Below are 18,407 nucleotides of genomic sequence, written 5' to 3'. Positions count from 1 at the left end.
CTCGGCCTGAGGGCGTAGGCCGAAAGCCTAGGCCTTCGGGCTCTCCAGGTACTGCGCCGTCCCCTCTCCGAGCGACCAGTCGGCCGAACCGTTCTCGGTCAGGACGACGAACACGTTCCGCGGCTCGATGTCCGCGTACGTGTGGGCGAGTTCGGCGATCCGCCGGTACAGCGCCTGCTTCTGCGCGGGCGCGCGGCCGGAGCGAAGTGTGATGGCGATGTAGACGATGCCGTCGTCGCGGTGGACGCCGAGGTAGTCGTCGTACCGCAGGGTGCCGCTCGTGCCGTCGTGGTCCACCAGGACCTGGAACCGGTCGTCGGACGGAATGCCGATCGTCTCCACCAGGGCGTCGTGCACCGCGCGGCCGAGTGAGTCCAGGCGCCCGGGGCCGGCCCGGAGCGTGTCGATGCGGACGAAGGGCATGGGGCCTCCCAGGGCTCTGGTGTCGTCGACCAAGAATGTACATACTAGTAGGTACAAAAAGAGAGTTTTTGGCATGGCTCGGGTTTTACGTATAACCTCTCCCGTCAACCGCATGCTCCGAGAGGTCCCGATGAGACGTATCGCCCTGGTCACCCTCGTCGTCCACGACTACGACGAGGCGATCCGCTTCTACACCGGGGCTCTCGGATTCCGGCTCGCCGAGGACACGCCCCGGCCCGACGGATCCCGCTGGGTCGTCGTGGAACCCGGCACCGCCGGAGCGTGCACCGGTCTGCTGCTGGCCCGGGCCAAGGGGGAGCCCCAGGCCGTCCGGGTCGGGAACCAGACCGGCGGGCGGGTCGGATTCTTCCTGTACACCGACGACTTCGCCCGAGACCACGCCCGGATGACCGCCGCGGGCGTGACCTTCCTGGAGGAGCCGCGGCGCGAGCCGTACGGAACCGTCGCCGTCTTCCAGGACCTGTACGGCAACCGCTGGGACCTGCTCCAGCCCGCCGGCTGACCTCCCGCCGCTTCGCACCTCCAACCCCCGATCAAGGAAAGACCCCGCCATGACTGCTACGCGCGTAGACCCCGACGTGATCCGCCGTCTCCCCAAGGCCGTGCTGCACGACCACCTCGACGGCGGTCTGCGCCCCGCCACCGTCGTGGAACTCGCGGAGGCGGTCGGCCACACCCTGCCCACCACCGACCCGGACGAGCTCGCCGCCTGGTACTACGAGGCCGCCAACTCCGGCGACCTGGTGCGCTACATAGCCACCTTCGAGCACACCCTCGCTGTGATGCAGACCCGCGAGGGCCTGCTGCGCACGGCTGAGGAGTACGTGCTCGACCTGGCTGCCGACGGTGTCGTGTACGGCGAGGTGCGCTACGCCCCCGAGTTGAACACCAACGGCGAGCTGACCATGGCCGAGGTCGTGGAGACCGTCCAGGAGGGCCTCGCGGCGGGCATGGCGAAGGCGGCGGCCGCGGGCACGCCGGTGCGGGTCGGCACCCTGCTGTGCGGGATGCGGATGTTCGACCGGGTGCGCGCGGCCGCCGATCTGGCCGTGGCCTTCCGTGACGCCGGTGTCGTCGGCTTCGACATCGCCGGCGCCGAGGACGGCTTCCCGCCCGCCGACCACCTCGCGGCGTTCGAGCACCTGCGCCGCGAGAACGTGCCGTTCACCATCCACGCCGGGGAGGCGCACGGCCTGCCCAGCATCCACCAGGCGCTCCAGGTGTGCGGCGCCCAGCGCATCGGGCACGGGGTGCGCATCACCGACGACATCCCCGACCTCGCGGCGGGCAAGCTCGGCCGCCTCGCGGGCTGGGTGCGCGACCGGCGCATCGCCCTGGAGATGTGCCCGACGTCCAACCTTCAGACCGGCGCCGCGACCTCGATCGCCGAGCACCCGATCACCGCGCTGAAGGACCTCGGCTTCCGCGTCACGCTCAACACCGACAACCGGCTGGTCTCCGGCACGACCATGACCCGCGAGATGTCCCTGCTGGTCGAGCAGGCGGGCTGGACCGTCGAGGATCTGCGGACGGTCACCGTCAACGCCGTGAAGAGCGCGTTCCTCCCGTTCGACGAGCGGAACGCCCTCATCAGGGACGTGGTCCTGCCCGGCTATGCGGCCGCGCTCTGAAGCAGTCCCCGCACGTAGGCGGCCTGTCCGATGTGCTGGAGATCGTCGGACAGGACGCTGACCAGCCGTACGCCCAGACTGACCGGCGGGTCCCAGCGCTCGTCGACGATGCGCTCCAGGTCCTTGGCGGCCAGGCCGCGCAGAGCGCCGAGGGTCTGCGCGTGCACGGCGTCGTAGTAGCCGGTCAGCAGGTCGCCCGAGTCGACCCGGACCTTGGCGACCTTGGCCGGGCTGTGGCCGTAGCCCGTGTCGTGGCGGGGCAGGCCCAGCCCGAAGCGCTTCTCCCAGTCCTGCGCCAGCCACACCTGGTCGAGGCCGAAGGCGTCGGCGACGTGGTCGTCCTGGACGCGGGTGAGGTGCCAGACCAGCCAGGCGATGGAGTTGGTGTCGGGGGAGGGGCGGGCGCTCAGCTCGTCGGGCCCGAGACCCTCGACGGTGGCGTGGACTTCTTCCAGGATGCGGTTGTAGCCGTCGATGAGGATGTCCTTGGCATGCATGGCTCCACCCTCGCGCATCGCCGCGCGGCGTGCTTCCCCGGTCACGCGCCGGTGGTCTCCAGCAGCGCCATCAGCGCACGGGCCGCCGGGCTGGTGGCCTGCCGGGGCGGCAGCAGGGCCACGGTCTCGTACACCGCCTCGCCGGTGCCCTTCACGGGCAGCGCGGTCAGGGAGGCCCGCTTGTGCGCGAAGTGGCGCGGCACGACGGCGACGCCGAGGTTCTCGTCGACCAGGTCGAGCAGGGTGTGCACGTCGTTCACCTCCAGGGCCACGGTCCGCCGTACGCCCGCGGCGGCGAACACCGTGTCGGTGGTGCGGCGCGGCCCCCAGTCCGGGTGGAAGTCGACGAACACCTCCCCGCCCAGCTCCTCCGGCGTGACGGCCGCACCGGCGGCGGCGAGCCGGTGACTGGCGTGGCACAGCAGCGTCATCGGCTCGCTGGTCAGCGGCACCGACCGCAGCTGGTCGCTGTCCGCCTGCGTCCGCACGGCGAACGCCAGGTCGAGCCGCCCGGCCGCGACGTCCTCGGCCAGCGCGCCCGATCCGGCCTGCCGCAGACAGATCTCCACGTCCGGGTGCCGGTGCCGGAACACGGCGAGCAGCCCCGCCACGTGCACCCCGGCGATGCACTGCTCGCTGCCGAGTGTGAGCATCCCGCGCAGCACGCCCTGCACCGCCGCCACCGCCTCGTGGGCCGCGCGCACCTGGGCCAGGATCCGCTCCGCCTCGCCGAGCAGCGCCCGCCCGGCCGGGGTGAGCGTCACCCGGCGGGTCGTGCGCACGAACAGCGGTGTCTGGAGCTCCCGCTCCAGCGCTCGGATGGAGGCCGACAGGCCCGACTGGGACACCAGGAGGCGCTCCGCCGCCCGGGTGAAGTGCTGGTCCTCGGCGACCGCGACGAAGTGCTGCAAGTGACGCAGTTCCATGACTGAGAAGCGTAACCGCTGAATTCCATCGGATTCTTCTGTTGGACGTATGGGCGCAGGTCACGCCAGAGTGGATACCGGTTGTTCCCCGACCGTGCCAACCCCTCTGGAGTCGCGTTGTACACCGCACACCCCGACCGCTACGCGGACATGCCCTACCGGCGCACCGGACGCAGCGGCCTGCAGCTCCCCGCGCTCTCGCTCGGCCTGTGGCACAACTTCGGCCCGGACCGGCCCGTCGAGACGCAGCGCGCCATCCTGCGCCGCGCCTTCGACCTCGGCGTCACCCACTTCGACCTCGCCAACAACTACGGCCCGCCGCCCGGCGCCGCCGAGTCCGCGCTGGGCGAGTTCCTGAAGGCCGACTTCGCGCCGTACCGCGACGAGCTGGTGATCTCCACCAAGGCCGGTTACCTGATGTGGCCGGGCCCGTACGGCGAGTGGGGTTCGCGCAAGTACGTGCTGTCCTCGCTGGACCAGAGCCTGAAGCGGATGGGCCTGGACTACGTCGACATCTTCTACTCGCACCGCCCTGACCCGGACACCCCGCTCGAGGAGACGATGGGCGCCCTGCACTCGGCGGTGCAGCAGGGCAAGGCGCTCTACGTCGGCGTCTCCAACTACTCCGCGGAGCAGACCCGCGAGGCCGCGCGCATCCTGGGTGAGCTGGGCACCCCGCTCCTCATCCACCAGCCGCGCTACTCGATGCTGGACCGCCGCCCCGAGGACGGGGGCCTGCTCGACACCCTCGACGAGCTCCAGGTCGGCTCCATCGTCTTCTCGCCGCTGGAGCAGGGCCTGCTCTCCGCCCGCTACCTCGACGGCATTCCCGAGGGTTCCCGGGCAGCGAGCGACAGCCCGTTCCTGAACTCCGACGCGGTCACCGAGGAACTGGTGGGCCGGCTGCGCGACCTCAACGACATCGCCAAGACGCGCGGCCAGACCCTGGCACAGATGGCCCTCGCCTGGGTGCTGCGCGGCGGCCGGGTCACCTCCGCGCTGGTCGGCGCGAGCAGCCCCCAGCAGCTGGAAGACAGTGTCGGCGCCATCGGCAACCTGGCCTTCGAGGCGGACGAGCTGGCCCGCATCGACGCCATCGTCAAGCAGTAGCCGGTCCGCAGGCCGGTCGGCGCGGCCCGGGGCGTCCACCCCGGGCGGCGCGTACTACGAACTGATCCGTTCCGCCAGGCGCACGGTCACCGTGTCGCCCTCCTCCTTGCCGATGGCCCTGCGGATGTCCGCCTTCACGGGCAGCTTGTGCGTGCCGTCGCCGAGGGCCATGAACGAGCTGTGGAACGGGTGCCCGTCGATCGTCCCGCGGACCTTGACCAGGCCGCGGGTGCCGAAGAACTCGACGGAACGGGGCCAGACCAGGTAGGTCCAACCGCCCTCGGCGGGGCTCTTGCGCAGGACCGCGGTGAACTCCGCGTCCAGTTCTCCGGTCGTGGTCATGACGTCCTCCGGTGCTCGGCTGCCTCTCGTCCATCAGACCGCCGGACGCCGGAGAACTCATCGCCGGCGGCCCCCACGCGCCGGCGGGCACCCGGTCCAAGAACCCGAGCACGGCCCGGATCCGGCCCTGCTCGTCCAACGTGATCACATCCGACCCGGCGACCGGCGCCGGGCCGTCGGATTCGCTCACCAGCTCCCATGAGAAGCGCGCGGTGTCAGATGCCCGTCGACACCGCCGGTGAGCCGGAACGCGAACCCCAGAACTGCTCCCGGGCCGCCGCGATCAGCGCGGCGATCCCCTCGTGGCCGGTGACATCAGCCAGGGGGTCGGTGCAGCCGCCGTCCTCGGTCCAGGCGGCGGCGACCGCCTTGGCCCGCGTCGCGGGGTCCCCGGCGTTCCAGACCTCGAAGCAGCGGGTGACGGCGTCCTCGTAGCGGCGGTCGGGTGCGGACCTGGGCGATCGGCCTGCGGCGTGGTCGTGTGTGCTGGTCAGGACCCGGATCCCCGCTCGCGGCGAACCCGGCACGCATCACCCTGCCCGCTCCCGCCGGGACCGTCGATGCCCCCGGGGTCATGCGCCCCGGGGGCATCCGGCCGGATTTCGGCCAACTCGGGGTGAATATGCCAGGAGAGTGGCCGGAAAGTCATGGTGACAGTGTTTCAGCAGTGAACATACTGACACGCGAGAGCGCTTTCACCTCCAGCGACGGCGTCCTCACGCACAGCACGCGAGCCGCACGACACGCGAGGCCGGGCCGCCAGGCGGGCGGGCAACGGGGGAGGGTCACGTGCACGACGAGTTTCTGTGCCATGTCACCGCGTACGGAGTCTGCGACGGCCGTCGCATCGGAGTGCCCCTGGGCACCTATCGGGCGCCGACCCTCGCCCTGGCCCTGTGGTGGCTGCGCGACCGCGCCTCCTGGATCGCCCAGCGCCTCGACCCCCGGCCCGACGCCGGGCACTTACCGCAGGGCGCGCTCGTGCCGGTCGCCGACACCGTGCCCGACGTGCCCATGCTGCTGCGCGCCTGGTGCGCGGATCCCGCCCAGCAGGAGCGGGTCGCCGAGGAGTTGGCGGCCGGACGGCTGGTGCGCATCGCCACCAGTGACGACACCACCGAGTACGAACTGCTCGCCGAGTCCGTGGACGCCCTGCGGATGCAGCGCACCGCTCCCCTCCTGGGCGTCCCCGTGGCCTGACCTGTCACCCACCCCCGCTCGACCAGGCGCATACCAGGCCATCTCGGTAGAATCTTGACCATGGCGCAGCCATCGCTAGCACCAGAGCTCGTCCTGGAGACGGAGACGGGCTCCACCTTGATCACTCCGGGCCGCGACTACCACGTGGGGCGCGACCCGCTGAGCGACATCGTCATCGACGACGACCGCGTCTCCTGGCACCACGCGGTGCTGCGCCCCGAGGACGGTCACTGGACCATCGAGGACGAGAACAGCACCAACGGCACCTACGCCGACGGCCGCCGCGTCCGCGAGTGGGAGGTCGGGCCCGGCACCGTCATCCGCTTCGGGAACCCGGCCGACGGACCGCGCGCGCTCCTGCTGGGTGCAGCGCCGGCGCCGGTCCGCGAACGCCCCTCCGTCGTCTCCATGCCGGCGGCGACCGGCACCTACCGGCAGCCGACGACCGTCCGGCCGCTGCCCTCCCGCACCGTCCGCATCGGCCGCGCCGGTGACAACGACCTGGTCATCGACGACCTGGTGGTCTCCCGTCGGCACGCCGAACTGCGCGCCCTGCCCGACGGCACGTACGAGATCACCGACCTGGGCAGTCACAACGGCACGTACCTCAACGGCAGCCCCGTCACCAGCGCCCCGGTCGGCCAGGGCGACATCGTCGGCATCGGTCACTCCGCGTTCTGCCTCGTCGGCGACGAACTCCAGGAGTACGTCGACACCGGCGAGGTCTCCCTCGACGTGCAGGACCTCGCCGTCAACGTCGACCGCGGCCGCAAGACGCTGCTCGACCACGTGTCGTTCCCGGTCGGGGAGAAGTGCCTGCTGGCCGTCGTCGGACCGAGCGGCGCGGGGAAGTCCACCCTCCTCAACGCCCTCACCGGCCAGCGGCCCGCCGATCACGGCACCGTCCTCTACGACGGCCGCGACCTCTACCGCGACTACGCCGAACTGCGCCAGCGCATCGGCCTCGTCCCGCAGGACGACATCCTGCACGCCCAGCTGACCGTCCGCAAAGCCCTCTCCTACGCGGCCGAACTGCGCTTCCCGCAGGACACCGCCAAGGCCGAGCGGCGCGCCCGGGTCGACGAGGTGATCCGCGAACTGGGCCTCGAACAGCGCGTGGATCAGCCGGTGCACAGCCTGTCCGGCGGCCAGCGCAAGCGCGTCAGCGTCGCCCTGGAGCTGCTCACGAAGCCGTCGCTGCTCTTCCTCGACGAGCCGACCTCCGGCCTCGACCCCGGCATGGACCGCTCGGTGATGCACATGCTGCGCGGCCTCGCCGACGACGGCCGGACCGTCATCGTCGTCACCCACAGCGTCCTCAGCCTGGACGTGTGCGACCGGCTCCTGGTGCTCGCGCCCGGCGGAAAGATCGCCTACTACGGGCCGCCCGAGGACGCCCTGGCCTACTTCGGCTTCGAGCAGTGGCCGGAGGCCTTCGAGGCCTTCGACCGGGACACCGTGCGGGACTGGGCGGGGGAGTACCTCGCCTCGCCCTTCCACGGCCGGTACGTCGCCGACGCCACCGCCCAGCCGCCACAGCCCCGTTCCGAGCCCGTCGTCATCACCGCGCCGCCCCGGCCGCGCAGCCGGGGCGCCCAGCTCGGCACCCTGGTGCGCCGGTACGCGGCCGCGCTGAGCGCCGACCGCACCTTCCTGATCATCATGATCGCCCTGCCGTTCGTGATGGGCGTGATGGCACGGGCCCTCGCGGGCGGCAAGCTGACGCTCGACACGGCGATGAACGCACTGCTCATCCTGTGCGTCGGCGCCGTGCTCACCGGGGCGGCCAACGCCGTGCGTGAACTCGTCAAGGAACGGGTGATCTACCAGCGCGAGCGGGCGGTGGGCCTGTCCAGATCGGCGTACCTGATGTCCAAGGTCGTCGTCCTGGGCGTCATCACCGTGCTCCAGGCGGTGGTGCTGACCCTGGTCGCCCTGCTCGGCGTGGACCTCAACGCACCCGGCGGCGAAGGCGTGCTGATGCCGCCTCTGGTGGAGATCACGGTCGCCGTCGCCCTGTTGGCGTTCACGGCGATGATGCTCGGCCTGCTCGTCTCCGCGCTGGTGCGCAAGGAGGAGGTGACGATGCCGCTGCTCGTGCTCATCGCCATCGTCCAGGTCGTCTTCTGCGGGGCCCTGCTGAAGCTGGCCGACACCCCCGGGCTCGAGCAGCTGGGCTGGCTGGTGCCGGCGCGCTGGGCACTGGCCGCGATGGCCGGGACGGTCGGGCTGGCCCGGATCGTGCCCGGCGAGCTGACCGAGGACCCGCTCTTCGAGCACTCGGCGGGCACATGGCTGCTGGACGTGGGGATGCTCGTCGTGCTGTCGGTGGTCTTCGGGTTCCTGGTGTCCCGGCTGCTGCGCCGGCACGAACCGGCCGTGATGCGGAAGTAGGGAGTGCCTGTGACGACTCCCGGATTCCGGCCCACGCACGTCGTCCCTCAGCACGGGATGCCCGCCTGGGAGGCCCCCGACCCGTCCCGGCCCACCGTGGACCTGGACCCCCTGCTGCCGGTGCAGCTGCTGGAGCGGCAGGGCGACTGGGGGCACGTGCAGTGCTTCAACGGCTGGTCGGCCTGGGTCGACGGGCGCCGCCTGGTCGCCGTACCGCAGGATCCGCCCGCCGCGGACGGGCCGCTGACCCGCACCGCCGATCCGCGTCCGCTGCTGAGCCGGGCTCAGGAGGCCCTGGCGCGCTACCGGTCCGCGGTCGAGGACCTCGCGGGCGGCCTCGACCTGGAGTCCTTCCGCGCCCGCACCCGCGGCACGCGGATCGGCGTCGTCGTCGACGGTGAGTCGGTATGGCTCTACGACGCCGCGCACGGGCACTGGGCGTACGCCGACGGCACCCGGATGACCACGTACGCGACGGACGAGACGCCCCGGGCCGATCCCGAGCCGTCCCGACCGGCCGAGGCGCCCGTGCATCCCCGGACGCGGTGGGTGCCTGCCGAGACGCCGGGCGCGGAGGCGGTTTCCCGCCGGGCGGAGGCCCCGCCGCCCGCACAGGGTGCTCCCGCCGGACCCACACGCGCGGTGCCGCCCGAGGCGCCCGAGCCGACGCGGGTGGTCTCCCCGGGACCGACGGGAGGTGCGCCTCCCGCGACCCCCGCGCCCACCCGGGTGGTTTCTCCGGACGCCCCGGAACCGGCGGCGGCGGTGCCGTCCGAGGCTCCCGAGCCCACGCGGCTCGTGTCTCCTGATGCTCCCGAGCACACGCGCGCCGTCGCTCCCGACGGTCCCGGTCCCGAGCCCACGCGTGCCGTCTCGCCTCATGAGGCCGATGAGGCCGAGGAGGCGGAGCGGCCTGCCGAGGCGCCGCCCACGCGGGTCGTGGGGCATGAGCCCACACGGATCGTGTCGCCGGAGGGTGACGGGCGTTGAACCGCGAGACGAGCCTGTTCTCGGGGCGGCCCTCCGAGCTGATCGGGCAGCAGATCGCCGGGTACCGGATCGAGCAGGAGATCGGGCGCGGCGGCATGGCCGTCGTCTACCGGGCCCGCGACCTGCGGCTGGAACGGACCGTCGCCCTGAAGCTGCTCGCCCCGGAACTCGCCCGCAACGACACCTTCCGCCGCCGCTTCACCCACGAGTCCCGAGCCGCCGCCGCGATCGACCACCCGCACATCGTGCCGGTCTTCGAAGCCGGCGAGACGGACGGCGTGCTGTACATCGCCATGCGGTACGTCGCCGGCAGCGACCTGCGGCATCTCCTCGACCGCGAGGGCCCGCTGCCGCCCGCCACCGCCGTCCGCGTCGCCGTCCAGGTCGCCTCCGCGCTCGACGCGGCCCACGAGCACGGCCTGGTGCACCGGGACGTCAAGCCCGGCAACATCCTGGTGGCCCGCGGCACCGACAGCGACCACCCCGAGCACGTCTACCTCACCGACTTCGGCCTGACGAAGAAGTCGCTGTCGCTGACCGGTTTCACCACGGTCGGCCAGTTCGTCGGCACGCTGGACTACGTCGCCCCCGAGCAGATCTCCGGCAAGCCGGTGGACGCCCGCTGCGACGTCTACGGCTTCGCCTGCGTCGTCTACGAGATCCTCGCCGGCCACCCGCCCTTCGTCCGCGACGACGACATGGCCCTGCTGTGGGCCCACCAGTACGACGACCCGCCCCCGCTGACCGAGGCCAGGCCCGACATCACGGCGCAGGCCGACCCCGTCTTCGCCAAGGCCCTCGCCAAGAGCCCCGACGACCGGTACCCGTCCTGCCTGGCCTTCATGACCGCGCTGCGCGCCGCCACGACCGGCGGCGGCGCCGGTGCCGTACGGGCACCGACCCGAGCGGACCGGCACCTCCCGGGCGCGGGGGAGGAGCGGCCGAAGCCGCCGCCGCGCTGGGCCGAGCCGGTCTTCGTGGAGCGGACGCGGGGGATGTAGCCGTCCGGACTCAGCGCTCACTGCCGGAGCGCACCTGGCCACGCCGCCGGACGTGCCGTGCCGCCAGCGCCCCGGCGAACCCGGTCACCAGCCCCCACGGCACCGCCAGACCGACGGCACCCCACAGCTTGGGTCTCAGGAACAGCTCGCCCCCGAGGCCGCCGCCGAGGTCGCCGATGCCGAGCACGGACAGGCCGAAGTGCGCTGAGATGCGACCGACGAGGCAGATCATGAACACCGTGAGCACGAGCGCGACCGCCATGTGCACGGCGTGCTGCCAGGCCCGCACCCGCGCCGGTGACCGGGCCGCCATCACGAACGCGGCGGCCAGCAGCAGCACGATGTCGACGACCAGCAGCCACCACACCCGGCCGTCGTGCTCGGACAGCGTCCGCAGGTTCAGCTCGGAGATGTCCGGGGTGCGCAGCACCTCGTCCAGCACCTGTGGCATGGGCAGCCCGAAAGGCCCCTCCACGCGGCCGTTCCAGGTGGCACCGAGGCCGATCGTCAGTCCCAGCCACACCACGTTGGGCACACCGAGCAGGATCACGGCGAGGGTCTCCGTGGCGTGCCCGCGCGTCGCCGCGACGACCAGCGCGATCACCACACCGATGACGACGTAGGCCAGCAGCAGGGCGACCATCGCGTACGCGGTCGGCCGCACAGACGCCTGGAAGCGCAGCAGCCCCGCGGGCAACGGGGCTCCGCGCGAGACAAGCAGGGCCAGCAGCAGCACACCGGCCAGCCACACCACACCCACGAACACGGACAGCGGGACATCGGTGGTGAAGCCGACCTCCGGGGAGGCGCCGAACAGATCGCCGAGTTCGCCGAGCGCGTCGTCCCCGAGGGAGATGTCGAAGGTGTGGCGGGCGGCGAGCGTCAGGCCGATCAGCGCGAGCAGCCACAGGGCCGCCACCCTGCCGGCCCAGCCGGCCAGTTCCGCGGCACCGGCGACCGCGCGGTGCCGCAACGGCCGCAGAAAGCCCCAGGCGATCACCAGCGCCGCGGTGAGCGTGACGGACAGCGGGATCACGGTCAGGCCCGCCTGCGTGTCGGCGAGGTCACCGGCGCCTCCGGAGAGCTTCACCGTGCCGCCGACAGCGGTGACCATCGTGGCCGCGACGACCGGAACGAACGCGCCGTCCGGAAGGTCCCCGGCCCCGGCCGCCCACAGGCCGAGCGCAGCCACCACCGCCATCGCCAGCAGCCCGGCGAGCACCGTGACGAGGGCATGCGCCCAGCCGTGGCGGGCGGCCGTCCGCTCGCCGGAGGGAGCTGCCTGACCGGAGGGGGTGCGCGAACTCACGCTGCCACGCTAAGCAGCATCCGGGCCGGGTGCCCGCCGGAGAGGTCCGTCCGCGTCGGCTTGCGGGGCACATGGGACAGGGGCACACAATAAACCCGTAGTGGAAAAAAGCGGCAGACATCGGACCGATCACTTCGGGTGTGTGAGGGCCGCAGAGAACCCACGCGGGAAGAAGAGCTCGTGAGCGTCGAACCGCCGTCGTCCGGCCGCCCCACAGGACCTCCATCGGGCCCGCTGTCGGGTCCCTCACAGCCGCCGCCGGGCGGCGGCCCGCCCCCGGAGCCGCCCACCGGGGGCGGCGGGTCGCCGGAGCCCCGCCGCCCGTGGTGGGGGTCCGTACCCCGTGTCGCGATCATCGCCACCGCCGTCGTGGCCGCCGTGATCCTGGCCGTGGTGCTCTCCCGGCCCGACGGCGGCGGCACCGGCGCGTCGGACGGCGGCACCAGCACCTCCAGCGGCGAGGTGTTCCTCCAGCCCGCGGCCGACTCCGGCCCGGACCCGTTCACCGAGTCGACGGCGGAGGAGAAGAGCTCGGCCTCACCCGTGTCGCCCTCCGGGGCCAGTGAGTCGGCGCCGCAGAACGCCGTCCAGGGCGTGAAGGGCGACGCGCCCGGCCTGTACGGCGGCACCCGCAACGTCGCCAGCTGCGACGTGGAGAAGCAGATCACCTACTTCAAGGGGGCTCCCGACAAGCAGCGGGCGTTCGCCTCGGTCGCCCGCGTCGACCCGCCCGACGTCCCCGCCTACCTGCGCTCGCTCACCCCCGTGCAGCTGCGGATGGACACCCGCGTCACCAACCACGGCTACAAGGACGGCGCCCCCACCAGCTACCAGGCCGTCCTGCAGTCCGGCACCGCCGTCCTCGTCGACGACCGCGGTGTGCCCCGGGTGCGCTGCGCCTGCGGCAACCCGCTGGGCCTGCCGGTCGCGCAGCAGAGCGCGCCCAAGACGACCGGTGACGGGTGGCCGGGGTACTCGTCCTCCAAGGTCGTCATGGTCACGCCCGCACCGAAGCCGGTCGACGTCTTCGTGATGTGCGAACCGGACGGCGAGTGGTTCGAGCGCCACAAGGGCGACACGGGCGAGAAGGACAACAAGACCGAGAAGCCGGACAAGCCGTCCCCGTCGGCGAGCGTCACCACACCCACGTCGCCGGGCGACTCCAGCTCCACCGAGCCACCGACGAGCGAACCGCCGAGCCCGGACACGGAGACCTCGTCGGAGCCGCCGACGAGCGATCCGCCGACCTCCGAGTCCCAGGCGCCTGAGCCGGACAATGACACCGGGACCGGCGGCACCGGGGGCGGCACGACGGACGAGGCCCCCGCCTCCTGACTCAGCCGGCCCGCACCACCAGGGCGTAGTCGCCGAGCCCGAGCAGACGGTCGGCCGGCACATCGCCCTGGACGGTGACGACCGCCTCGACACGGCCCGTCTCCGGCTCGAACGCGACGTCCTGGACCGTGCCGAGCGTGTCACCCGTCTCGGTGAGGATCCTCAGGCCGGGCAGCTCGTGGTGCGGCGGAACCTCGGCCGGGGCCGCGGTCGTGCGCACCAGCACGGCGTCCGGGCCGATGGCGTGCAGGGCGCCCCAGGGCAGCACGGTCTCCTTGCGGGAGTGCCTGCCGCGCACCCGGACATGGGTGACCACCCCGGCCGCGGCGTCGACCGTGAGCGACCTCAGGACGCCGATCTCCTCCGCCTCGGTCAGCGTCAGCACCGGCAGCCCCCGCGCCTGCGAGAACAGCATCATGACGGCGTCCCCCTGTGCTCCTCCCGGAAGGCACCGACCCGGGCGGTGAAGGCCGGCAGGTCGTCGGCGACGTAACGGGTGGCGTCCGCGGGTATCACCAGGGCGCGGCCGGACACGGCGAGCGTCTCGCCGCGCGGTACGTACACCCGGTGCCTCCTGCGCCTGGAGCCCTGCACCAGCGCCTTGCCCGCGGCGATCCGGAAACCCACGACCCGGCCGCTGGTACCCCCCTCGACCACCACGTCGAGCACCGTGCCGACCTCGGCGCCCTCGTCGGTCAGCACCTTCGCGTGCAGCACCCGGCCCTGATGGGTTTCACGGCGCGCCACGACCGCGGAGGTGTCCCGCAGCGCGTGGGCGTCGCGGATCATGACAGCGTGCGGGCCGAGCGAGTGCACCGCCGACCAGGGCAGGCCCTGCTTCAGCGGGCCCGACAGCAGACCGCGGCCGCTGAGCGTGAAGCCGGTGATCCGCCCGGCCGCGGCGTCGAAGACGGTGTCCTTGATCTGTGCGACGGCGTCGCCGCCCAGGGTCACCACCGGCAGTGTCGTCAGGCTCCGCGCGGCCAGCAGCTCGTTCATCGCGGGCCCTTCCCGCCGGGCCTGCGGCGGACCGCGATGACCGTCCCCGACCGCCGGCCCGCCTGCACGGCGAGCGTCACCATGGCGACGGCGGCGAGCGCCGCGATCACCACGACCAGCCATGTCCACCAGGCCACCGCGCACCTCCGGCGATCCGGCCCGGCCGCCGTCGGCCGGCCCTGACTTCTTCCGGGTGCCCCGTGGACGGGGGACAATGCCCCGGGGCGCACACGGCGAGCACCTGCCAGGACTGCGAAGCCCGGCTCGGGGTACGAGCACTGTGCAGAGCGTCCGGCCAGTCCGGCTTCCCAGAGAGAAAAGTATGATCGACCACCTGGACGGGGCAGTGATACCGACTGGTTTCGACGTGCCCGTGGAACCGCTCCGGCGGGCGGCCCACTACACCGGCGAGCAGGGATGCATCGCCGAGGCGCGATCCTTCGCCGCGCTCTTTCTCGACCAGCTCAGGACCGAGTGGTGCGCGAGCATCGACGACCGCGTGGACGGGGCCGTGCTGCTGGTGGTGAGCGAGCTGGTCACCAACGCCGACCGGCACAGCAACGGGCCGTACATCCTGGACCTCGTGGGCACGGACACCGCGGTGACGGTGTCGGTCTACGACAGCAGCTCCGCACTGCCCCGGATCTTCCCCCGCAACCCCGAGCGCATCGGCCGGCACGGCCTGGAGATCGTCCACGCGCTCGCGGAGCAGGTCAGTGTGGAACGGGTGCCGGTGGGCAAGCGGGTGCGCGCCGTACTGCCGCTGTCCGGCGGAAACGGTGCATGAGCCGTCCGGGTGAGATAAACCGCCAGAACCGCCCGGACACGGCGGGCGAGTCAGTCGGGAGTCCTGCGGAGTGCTGCGGAATCCGGCCGTCCGGGCCGGTGGGGCACCGCTCCGCGCGTCGAAGCCACCGGTGCACCCGCCGCCGTCCGCCGACATCCGCCGTTGTCCGACAAACCGGGGCCGGACACAGTCGCGGGTGCCGTCCCCACTCCCGCGTGTGGGGACGGCACCCGCTGGTGCTGGTCCGTTCGGCCGCGTCAGGCGCAGCCCATCTCACCCAGCATGCCCTCGCGCAGCCGGGTGATGATCCGCTTGATCAGCCGGGAGACGTGCATCTGCGAGCAGCCGAGCCGCTCACCGATCTCCGCCTGGGTGGCCTCCTCCACGAACCGCATGTGGATGATCTGCCGGTCGCGTTCGCTGAGCTCCGCCATGAGCGGGGCGAGCGAGTGGAAGTCCTCGACGAGCCGCAGCCCGTCCTCCTCGACGCCGATGAAGTCGGCCAGGACCGCCTCGCCGCCCTCGGGGCCGTCTCCGGTGAGCGCGGCGTCCAGCGACGACGAATTGTACCCGTTCGCCGCGATCTGCCCCTCCACGACCTCGCGCTCGGAGATGTTCATCAGGGTGGCCAGCTCGGCGACCGTCGGCTCGCGGTCCAGGCGGCTGGCCAGCTCCTCGCGGGCCTTGGCAAGCTCCACGCGCAGCTCCTGCAGCCGCCGCGGCACGTGCACCGCCCACGTGGTGTCCCGGAAGAACCGCTTGATCTCGCCGACGATGTACGGCAGCGCGAAGGAGGTGAACTCCACCTCCCGCGCCAGCTCGAACCGGTCGATGGCCTTGATCAGGCCGATCATGCCGGTCTGGACGATGTCCTCCATGTCGTCGCCGCGGCCCCGGAACCGGCCGGCCGCGAACCGCACGAGCGACATGTTCATCTCGATGAGCGTGTTGCGCGCGTACTGGTACTCGTGCGTGCCCTCTTCGAGTTCCGTCAGACGCTTGAAGAACTGGCGGGACAGCTCCCGGGCGTCCCGCGGGGCCACGGACCGCGGGTCCACGACTCCCGGCAGGGCTCCGTCACCCGTGCCGGTCTCGGCGTTCTCTGCGACGACCTGTGCCTTCGACCGGATCACGGCGGTCTCCATTACCTCTCCCGAACGTCACGGCTGACATGTGCCTGAGTACTCCCGAGTTGCGGGTACCCGGACGTGCGTGCACCATGCCCGCCTCTTTTGTCGAACCTCGCGTTCCGCTGATTCCACCCAGGGCGGAACGCCGAGATCTTCCCCTGACGGCCGGGATTCCTAGGCTGGAGAAGTGAGCAACCACGTGCCGAACGAAGCCCGAGTGGTCCCGCTGCGTCCGCCAGGAGGACCTCCCGTCGCCGCTCCACCGCGTCAGGGGCCCCCGGCTCCCGCGCCGAGGGAGCCGCTGTGGCGTGACCTGGTGGGTGACGTGCTGCGCCGGGAACGGCTCGCGCAGGAGCGCACCCTGCAGGACGTCGCCGACCAGGCGCGGATCTCCATGCCGTACCTCTCGGAGGTGGAGCGCGGCCGCAAGGAGGCCTCCTCGGAGGTTCTCGCGGCCGCCGCCCACGCCCTCGGGCTGAGCCTCGGCGATCTGCTGTCGAGGGCGCAGGGCGAACTGGTTCGCGTCACCTCGCGGTACGGGGGCGGCAGCCGCCGCCGGGCGTCCACGCCCTCGCACGACGGGATGTGCCTGGCTGCCTGAGCCGTTGCGGGCCGGCCGGTGCCTCAGACCTTCAGGAGGCGCCGGCTGAGCACCTCGTCGGCCAGCCCGTAGGCCACCGCCTCCTGCGCGGTGAACACCTTGTCCCGGTCCATGTCGGCCCGCAGCGTCGCCGCGTCGTGGTGGGTGTGCCGCGCCAGCACCTGCTCCACCTGGGAGCGGATCCGCACCATCTCCTTGGCCTGGAGCGCCAGGTCGGAGACCATGCCGCGCTGCCCGCCGGTCGCCGGCTGGCCGAGCAGCACGCGCGCGTGCTCCAGCACGAACCGCCGCCCGGGGTCCCCGCCGGCCAGCAGCACGGCCGCGGTGGAGGCCGCCTGCCCGACGCAGCACGTCGAGATCGGCGCCCGCACGTACGACATCGTGTCGTAGATGGCCATCAGGGAGGTGAACGAGCCGCCGGGGGAGTTGATGTAGACCGAGATCTCGCTCTCCGGCGCCGACGACTCCAGATGGAGGAGCTGCGCGATGACGACGTTCGCGACCCCGTCGTCGATCTCGGTACCGAGGAAGATGATCCGCTCGTTGAGCAGCCGGCTGAAGACATCGAAGGACCGCTCGCCCTGCGGGGTCCGCTCGATGACGTTCGGAATCGTGTAGCTCCCCATCACTGCAGCCCCATCCTGCGTCGCGTCGTGGCCGGGCGGACGTCCGCGAGGGACTCCACGACCCGGTCGACCATGCCGTACTCCCTGGCCTCGTCGGCCGTGAACCACCGGTCCCGGTCGCCGTCCCGGGAGATCGTCTCCGGGCTCTGACCGGTGTGCTCGGCGGTGATCCGCTCGATGGTCCGCTTGGTGTACTCCAGGTTCTCCGCCTGGATCTCGATGTCGGCGGTGGTGCCGCCGATGCCCGCCGACGGCTGGTGCATCATGATCCGCGCGTTCGGCAGGGCGTAGCGCTTGCCCGGCGCGCCGACGCTGAGCAGGAACTGGCCCATGCTGGCCGCGAAGCCCATCGCCAGGGTGGAGACGTCGTTCGGGATGAGCCGCATCGTGTCGTAGATGGCGAGCCCCGCGTGCACCCCCCCGCCGGGGCTGTTGATGTACAGGCTGATGTCGGTCCGCGGGTCCTCCGCGGACAGGATGAGCAGCTGGGCGCAGACGCGGTTCGCGGAGACCTCGTCGACCTGGGTGCCCAGCAGCACGATCCGCTGGGAGAGCAGCTGGGCGGCCAGATGGTCGTCGAACCGGGTCGGAGGGGTGTCGCCCTCCTCCGCCCGCGGGGCGAGCGCGCTGAGTGGACTCATCGGTTCTCCTTCGCCGCGGCGTGCGTGCCGCGGGGGTCGGGGACATGCCGTCGACTCCACTCTTGACCTCGGACGAAGCCCCCAGCCGGTTTCTCTGCCCTGGGCAGATCCGCTACCGGCAGAGCCCGGCGGTCAGCCCTTCTCGCGCGACTGAAACGCCTTCCGCAAGTGACCGGCCGGCTCGCGCGGATCCGCCGTCGGCGCGGCCGTACGCCCGACTCGTGCCGGGCAGCTCGTCCGGCGGGCGGGTCCGGTCCAGCCGGTCGTGGAGGTCGTCGAGGTCGCTTCGCGGGATGTCGAGGCGGAGGGGCCGGATGCTGTCAGCGGGCCATGACGTCATTCCCGGATGCCGGTTCGTGTGGGTGCACCGGCCATCGGCTTCAAGTCACCGGTGGCCGGCCGATGAGTTTCACGGCGCCGGCCGGTCGACACAGATGACAGCGA

General features: G+C 72.1%; 20 protein-coding genes and 2 pseudogenes. 10 read left to right on the top strand and 12 right to left on the bottom strand.

All coding sequences use genetic code 11. From position 1 onward, the window contains the following. Window positions 1-27 precede the first annotated feature (27 nt). Window positions 28-423 carry a tautomerase family protein gene (locus ACWD1U_RS22680; RefSeq protein ID WP_451109974.1) on the bottom strand — a complete coding sequence of 132 codons (396 nt, stop codon included), beginning with the start codon at window positions 421-423 and terminating at the stop codon, window positions 28-30. 130 nt (window positions 424-553) lie between these two features. On the opposite strand from ACWD1U_RS22680, the gene ACWD1U_RS22675 reads away from it, so the two are divergent. Together ACWD1U_RS22675 and ACWD1U_RS22670 are read left to right on the top strand one after the other, a co-directional pair. Beyond that, complete coding sequence (locus tag ACWD1U_RS22675; protein ID WP_451109972.1) at window positions 554-946, top strand: VOC family protein; 393 nt, start codon at window positions 554-556, stop codon at window positions 944-946. 49 nt (window positions 947-995) lie between these two features. Next, on the top strand, window positions 996-2,075 hold the full coding sequence (locus ACWD1U_RS22670) for an adenosine deaminase (protein ID WP_451109970.1): 1,080 nt from the start codon (window positions 996-998) through the stop codon (window positions 2,073-2,075). Here ACWD1U_RS22670 and ACWD1U_RS22665 read toward each other — a convergent pair. After that, on the bottom strand, window positions 2,057-2,572 hold the full coding sequence (locus tag ACWD1U_RS22665) for a mycothiol transferase (protein WP_451109968.1): 516 nt from the start codon (window positions 2,570-2,572) through the stop codon (window positions 2,057-2,059). The two genes, ACWD1U_RS22670 and ACWD1U_RS22665, sit on opposite strands and share 19 nt — an antisense overlap. 41 nt (window positions 2,573-2,613) lie before the next feature. Beyond that, the gene (locus ACWD1U_RS22660; protein ID WP_451109967.1) at window positions 2,614-3,498 is read right to left on the bottom strand and encodes a LysR substrate-binding domain-containing protein; all 885 of its coding nucleotides are present in this window, start codon (window positions 3,496-3,498) and stop codon (window positions 2,614-2,616) included. 117 nt (window positions 3,499-3,615) lie between these two features. Between ACWD1U_RS22660 and mgrA the strand changes: the two genes are divergently transcribed. Next, a complete protein-coding gene (mgrA, locus tag ACWD1U_RS22655; protein WP_451109965.1) occupies window positions 3,616-4,608 on the top strand; it encodes an L-glyceraldehyde 3-phosphate reductase in 993 nt (330 codons plus the stop codon). 54 nt (window positions 4,609-4,662) lie between these two features. Here the strand turns inward: mgrA and ACWD1U_RS22650 are convergent, their stop codons facing one another. Then, window positions 4,663-4,950: a DUF1905 domain-containing protein gene (locus tag ACWD1U_RS22650; RefSeq protein ID WP_451109963.1), complete on the bottom strand. Its 288-nt coding sequence runs from the start codon at window positions 4,948-4,950 to the stop codon at window positions 4,663-4,665. A gap of 76 nt (window positions 4,951-5,026) precedes the next feature. Then, a pseudogene (locus tag ACWD1U_RS22645) lies at window positions 5,027-5,444 on the bottom strand (nuclear transport factor 2 family protein); the annotation flags it as partial. A 295-nt stretch (window positions 5,445-5,739) separates the two neighbouring features. Here ACWD1U_RS22645 and ACWD1U_RS22640 point away from each other — a divergent pair. From ACWD1U_RS22640 to ACWD1U_RS22625, 4 genes and pseudogenes are all read left to right on the top strand, one after another. Next, window positions 5,740-6,150 (top strand): hypothetical protein, encoded by a 411-nt coding sequence (locus ACWD1U_RS22640; protein ID WP_451109961.1) that lies wholly within the window; start codon window positions 5,740-5,742, stop codon window positions 6,148-6,150. Window positions 6,151-6,210: 60 nt separating this feature from the next. Beyond that, window positions 6,211-8,544, top strand: coding sequence for an FHA domain-containing protein (locus tag ACWD1U_RS22635; protein ID WP_451109960.1), 2,334 nt, complete (start codon window positions 6,211-6,213; stop codon window positions 8,542-8,544). A gap of 9 nt (window positions 8,545-8,553) precedes the next feature. Beyond that, window positions 8,554-9,072, top strand: a pseudogene (locus tag ACWD1U_RS22630) (hypothetical protein); the annotation flags it as partial. Window positions 9,073-9,530: 458 nt separating this feature from the next. Continuing rightward, entirely contained in the window at window positions 9,531-10,535 is a 1,005-nt protein-coding gene (locus ACWD1U_RS22625) for a serine/threonine-protein kinase (RefSeq protein WP_451109958.1), read from the top strand. A 10-nt stretch (window positions 10,536-10,545) separates the two neighbouring features. Here the strand turns inward: ACWD1U_RS22625 and ACWD1U_RS22620 are convergent, their stop codons facing one another. Next, a complete protein-coding gene (locus ACWD1U_RS22620; protein ID WP_451109957.1) occupies window positions 10,546-11,844 on the bottom strand; it encodes a streptophobe family protein in 1,299 nt (432 codons plus the stop codon). 180 nt (window positions 11,845-12,024) lie between these two features. On the opposite strand from ACWD1U_RS22620, the gene ACWD1U_RS22615 reads away from it, so the two are divergent. After that, a complete protein-coding gene (locus ACWD1U_RS22615; protein WP_451109955.1) occupies window positions 12,025-13,179 on the top strand; it encodes a DUF6777 domain-containing protein in 1,155 nt (384 codons plus the stop codon). Between the two features lies 1 nt (window position 13,180). Here ACWD1U_RS22615 and ACWD1U_RS22610 read toward each other — a convergent pair whose 3' ends face one another. Genes ACWD1U_RS22610 through ACWD1U_RS22600 form a run of 3 tightly spaced genes read right to left on the bottom strand, consistent with a single transcriptional unit; the run spans window position 13,181 to window position 14,315 of the window. Further along, window positions 13,181-13,597, bottom strand: a complete 417-nt coding sequence (locus ACWD1U_RS22610) for a PRC-barrel domain-containing protein (protein ID WP_451109954.1) — start codon at window positions 13,595-13,597, stop codon at window positions 13,181-13,183. Next, a complete protein-coding gene (locus tag ACWD1U_RS22605) occupies window positions 13,594-14,178 on the bottom strand; it encodes a PRC-barrel domain-containing protein (protein ID WP_451109952.1) in 585 nt (194 codons plus the stop codon). The genes ACWD1U_RS22610 and ACWD1U_RS22605 overlap by 4 nt, the downstream gene beginning before the upstream one ends. After that, entirely contained in the window at window positions 14,175-14,315 is a 141-nt protein-coding gene (locus ACWD1U_RS22600) for a hypothetical protein (RefSeq protein WP_451109950.1), read from the bottom strand. Before ACWD1U_RS22600 ends, ACWD1U_RS22605 begins: the two co-directional genes overlap by 4 nt. A gap of 185 nt (window positions 14,316-14,500) precedes the next feature. Between ACWD1U_RS22600 and ACWD1U_RS22595 the strand changes: the two genes are divergently transcribed. Continuing rightward, a complete protein-coding gene (locus tag ACWD1U_RS22595) occupies window positions 14,501-14,965 on the top strand; it encodes an ATP-binding protein (RefSeq protein WP_451109948.1) in 465 nt (154 codons plus the stop codon). Window positions 14,966-15,222: 257 nt separating this feature from the next. On the opposite strand, the gene ACWD1U_RS22590 is transcribed toward ACWD1U_RS22595, so the two are convergent. Beyond that, window positions 15,223-16,110 carry an RNA polymerase sigma factor SigF gene (locus tag ACWD1U_RS22590; RefSeq protein WP_451109947.1) on the bottom strand — a complete coding sequence of 296 codons (888 nt, stop codon included), beginning with the start codon at window positions 16,108-16,110 and terminating at the stop codon, window positions 15,223-15,225. Between the two features lie 172 nt (window positions 16,111-16,282). On the opposite strand from ACWD1U_RS22590, the gene ACWD1U_RS22585 reads away from it, so the two are divergent. Then, entirely contained in the window at window positions 16,283-16,696 is a 414-nt protein-coding gene (locus ACWD1U_RS22585; RefSeq protein WP_451109945.1) for a helix-turn-helix domain-containing protein, read from the top strand. Between the two features lie 23 nt (window positions 16,697-16,719). On the opposite strand, the gene ACWD1U_RS22580 is transcribed toward ACWD1U_RS22585, so the two are convergent. After that, complete coding sequence (locus tag ACWD1U_RS22580; protein WP_451109944.1) at window positions 16,720-17,322, bottom strand: ClpP family protease; 603 nt, start codon at window positions 17,320-17,322, stop codon at window positions 16,720-16,722. After that, entirely contained in the window at window positions 17,322-17,963 is a 642-nt protein-coding gene (locus ACWD1U_RS22575) for an ATP-dependent Clp protease proteolytic subunit (RefSeq protein WP_451109943.1), read from the bottom strand. Before ACWD1U_RS22575 ends, ACWD1U_RS22580 begins: the two co-directional genes overlap by 1 nt. Window positions 17,964-18,407 lie beyond the last annotated feature (444 nt).

Source organism: Streptomyces sp. NPDC002788 (genome assembly GCF_053592115.1).
The sequence above is the reverse complement of the archived record's forward strand: the minus strand, read 5'-3'. Positions and strand labels throughout refer to the sequence as shown.

Bases quoted from the DNA above. Each gene is read 5' to 3' on its own strand.
- ACWD1U_RS22680 (WP_451109974.1), bottom strand. From the start codon at position 423: ATGCCCTTCGTCCGCATCGACACGCTCCGGGCCGGCCCCGGGCGCCTG.
- ACWD1U_RS22675 (WP_451109972.1), top strand. From the start codon at position 554: ATGAGACGTATCGCCCTGGTCACCCTCGTCGTCCACGACTACGACGAG.
- ACWD1U_RS22670 (WP_451109970.1), top strand. From the start codon at position 996: ATGACTGCTACGCGCGTAGACCCCGACGTGATCCGCCGTCTCCCCAAG.
- ACWD1U_RS22665 (WP_451109968.1), bottom strand. From the start codon at position 2,572: ATGCATGCCAAGGACATCCTCATCGACGGCTACAACCGCATCCTGGAA.
- ACWD1U_RS22660 (WP_451109967.1), bottom strand. From the start codon at position 3,498: ATGGAACTGCGTCACTTGCAGCACTTCGTCGCGGTCGCCGAGGACCAG.
- ACWD1U_RS22650 (WP_451109963.1), bottom strand. From the start codon at position 4,950: ATGACCACGACCGGAGAACTGGACGCGGAGTTCACCGCGGTCCTGCGC.
- ACWD1U_RS22635 (WP_451109960.1), top strand. From the start codon at position 6,211: ATGGCGCAGCCATCGCTAGCACCAGAGCTCGTCCTGGAGACGGAGACG.
- ACWD1U_RS22610 (WP_451109954.1), bottom strand. From the start codon at position 13,597: ATGATGCTGTTCTCGCAGGCGCGGGGGCTGCCGGTGCTGACGCTGACC.
- ACWD1U_RS22605 (WP_451109952.1), bottom strand. From the start codon at position 14,178: ATGAACGAGCTGCTGGCCGCGCGGAGCCTGACGACACTGCCGGTGGTG.
- ACWD1U_RS22595 (WP_451109948.1), top strand. From the start codon at position 14,501: ATGATCGACCACCTGGACGGGGCAGTGATACCGACTGGTTTCGACGTG.
- ACWD1U_RS22590 (WP_451109947.1), bottom strand. From the start codon at position 16,110: ATGGAGACCGCCGTGATCCGGTCGAAGGCACAGGTCGTCGCAGAGAAC.
- ACWD1U_RS22580 (WP_451109944.1), bottom strand. From the start codon at position 17,322: ATGGGGAGCTACACGATTCCGAACGTCATCGAGCGGACCCCGCAGGGC.
- ACWD1U_RS22575 (WP_451109943.1), bottom strand. From the start codon at position 17,963: ATGAGTCCACTCAGCGCGCTCGCCCCGCGGGCGGAGGAGGGCGACACC.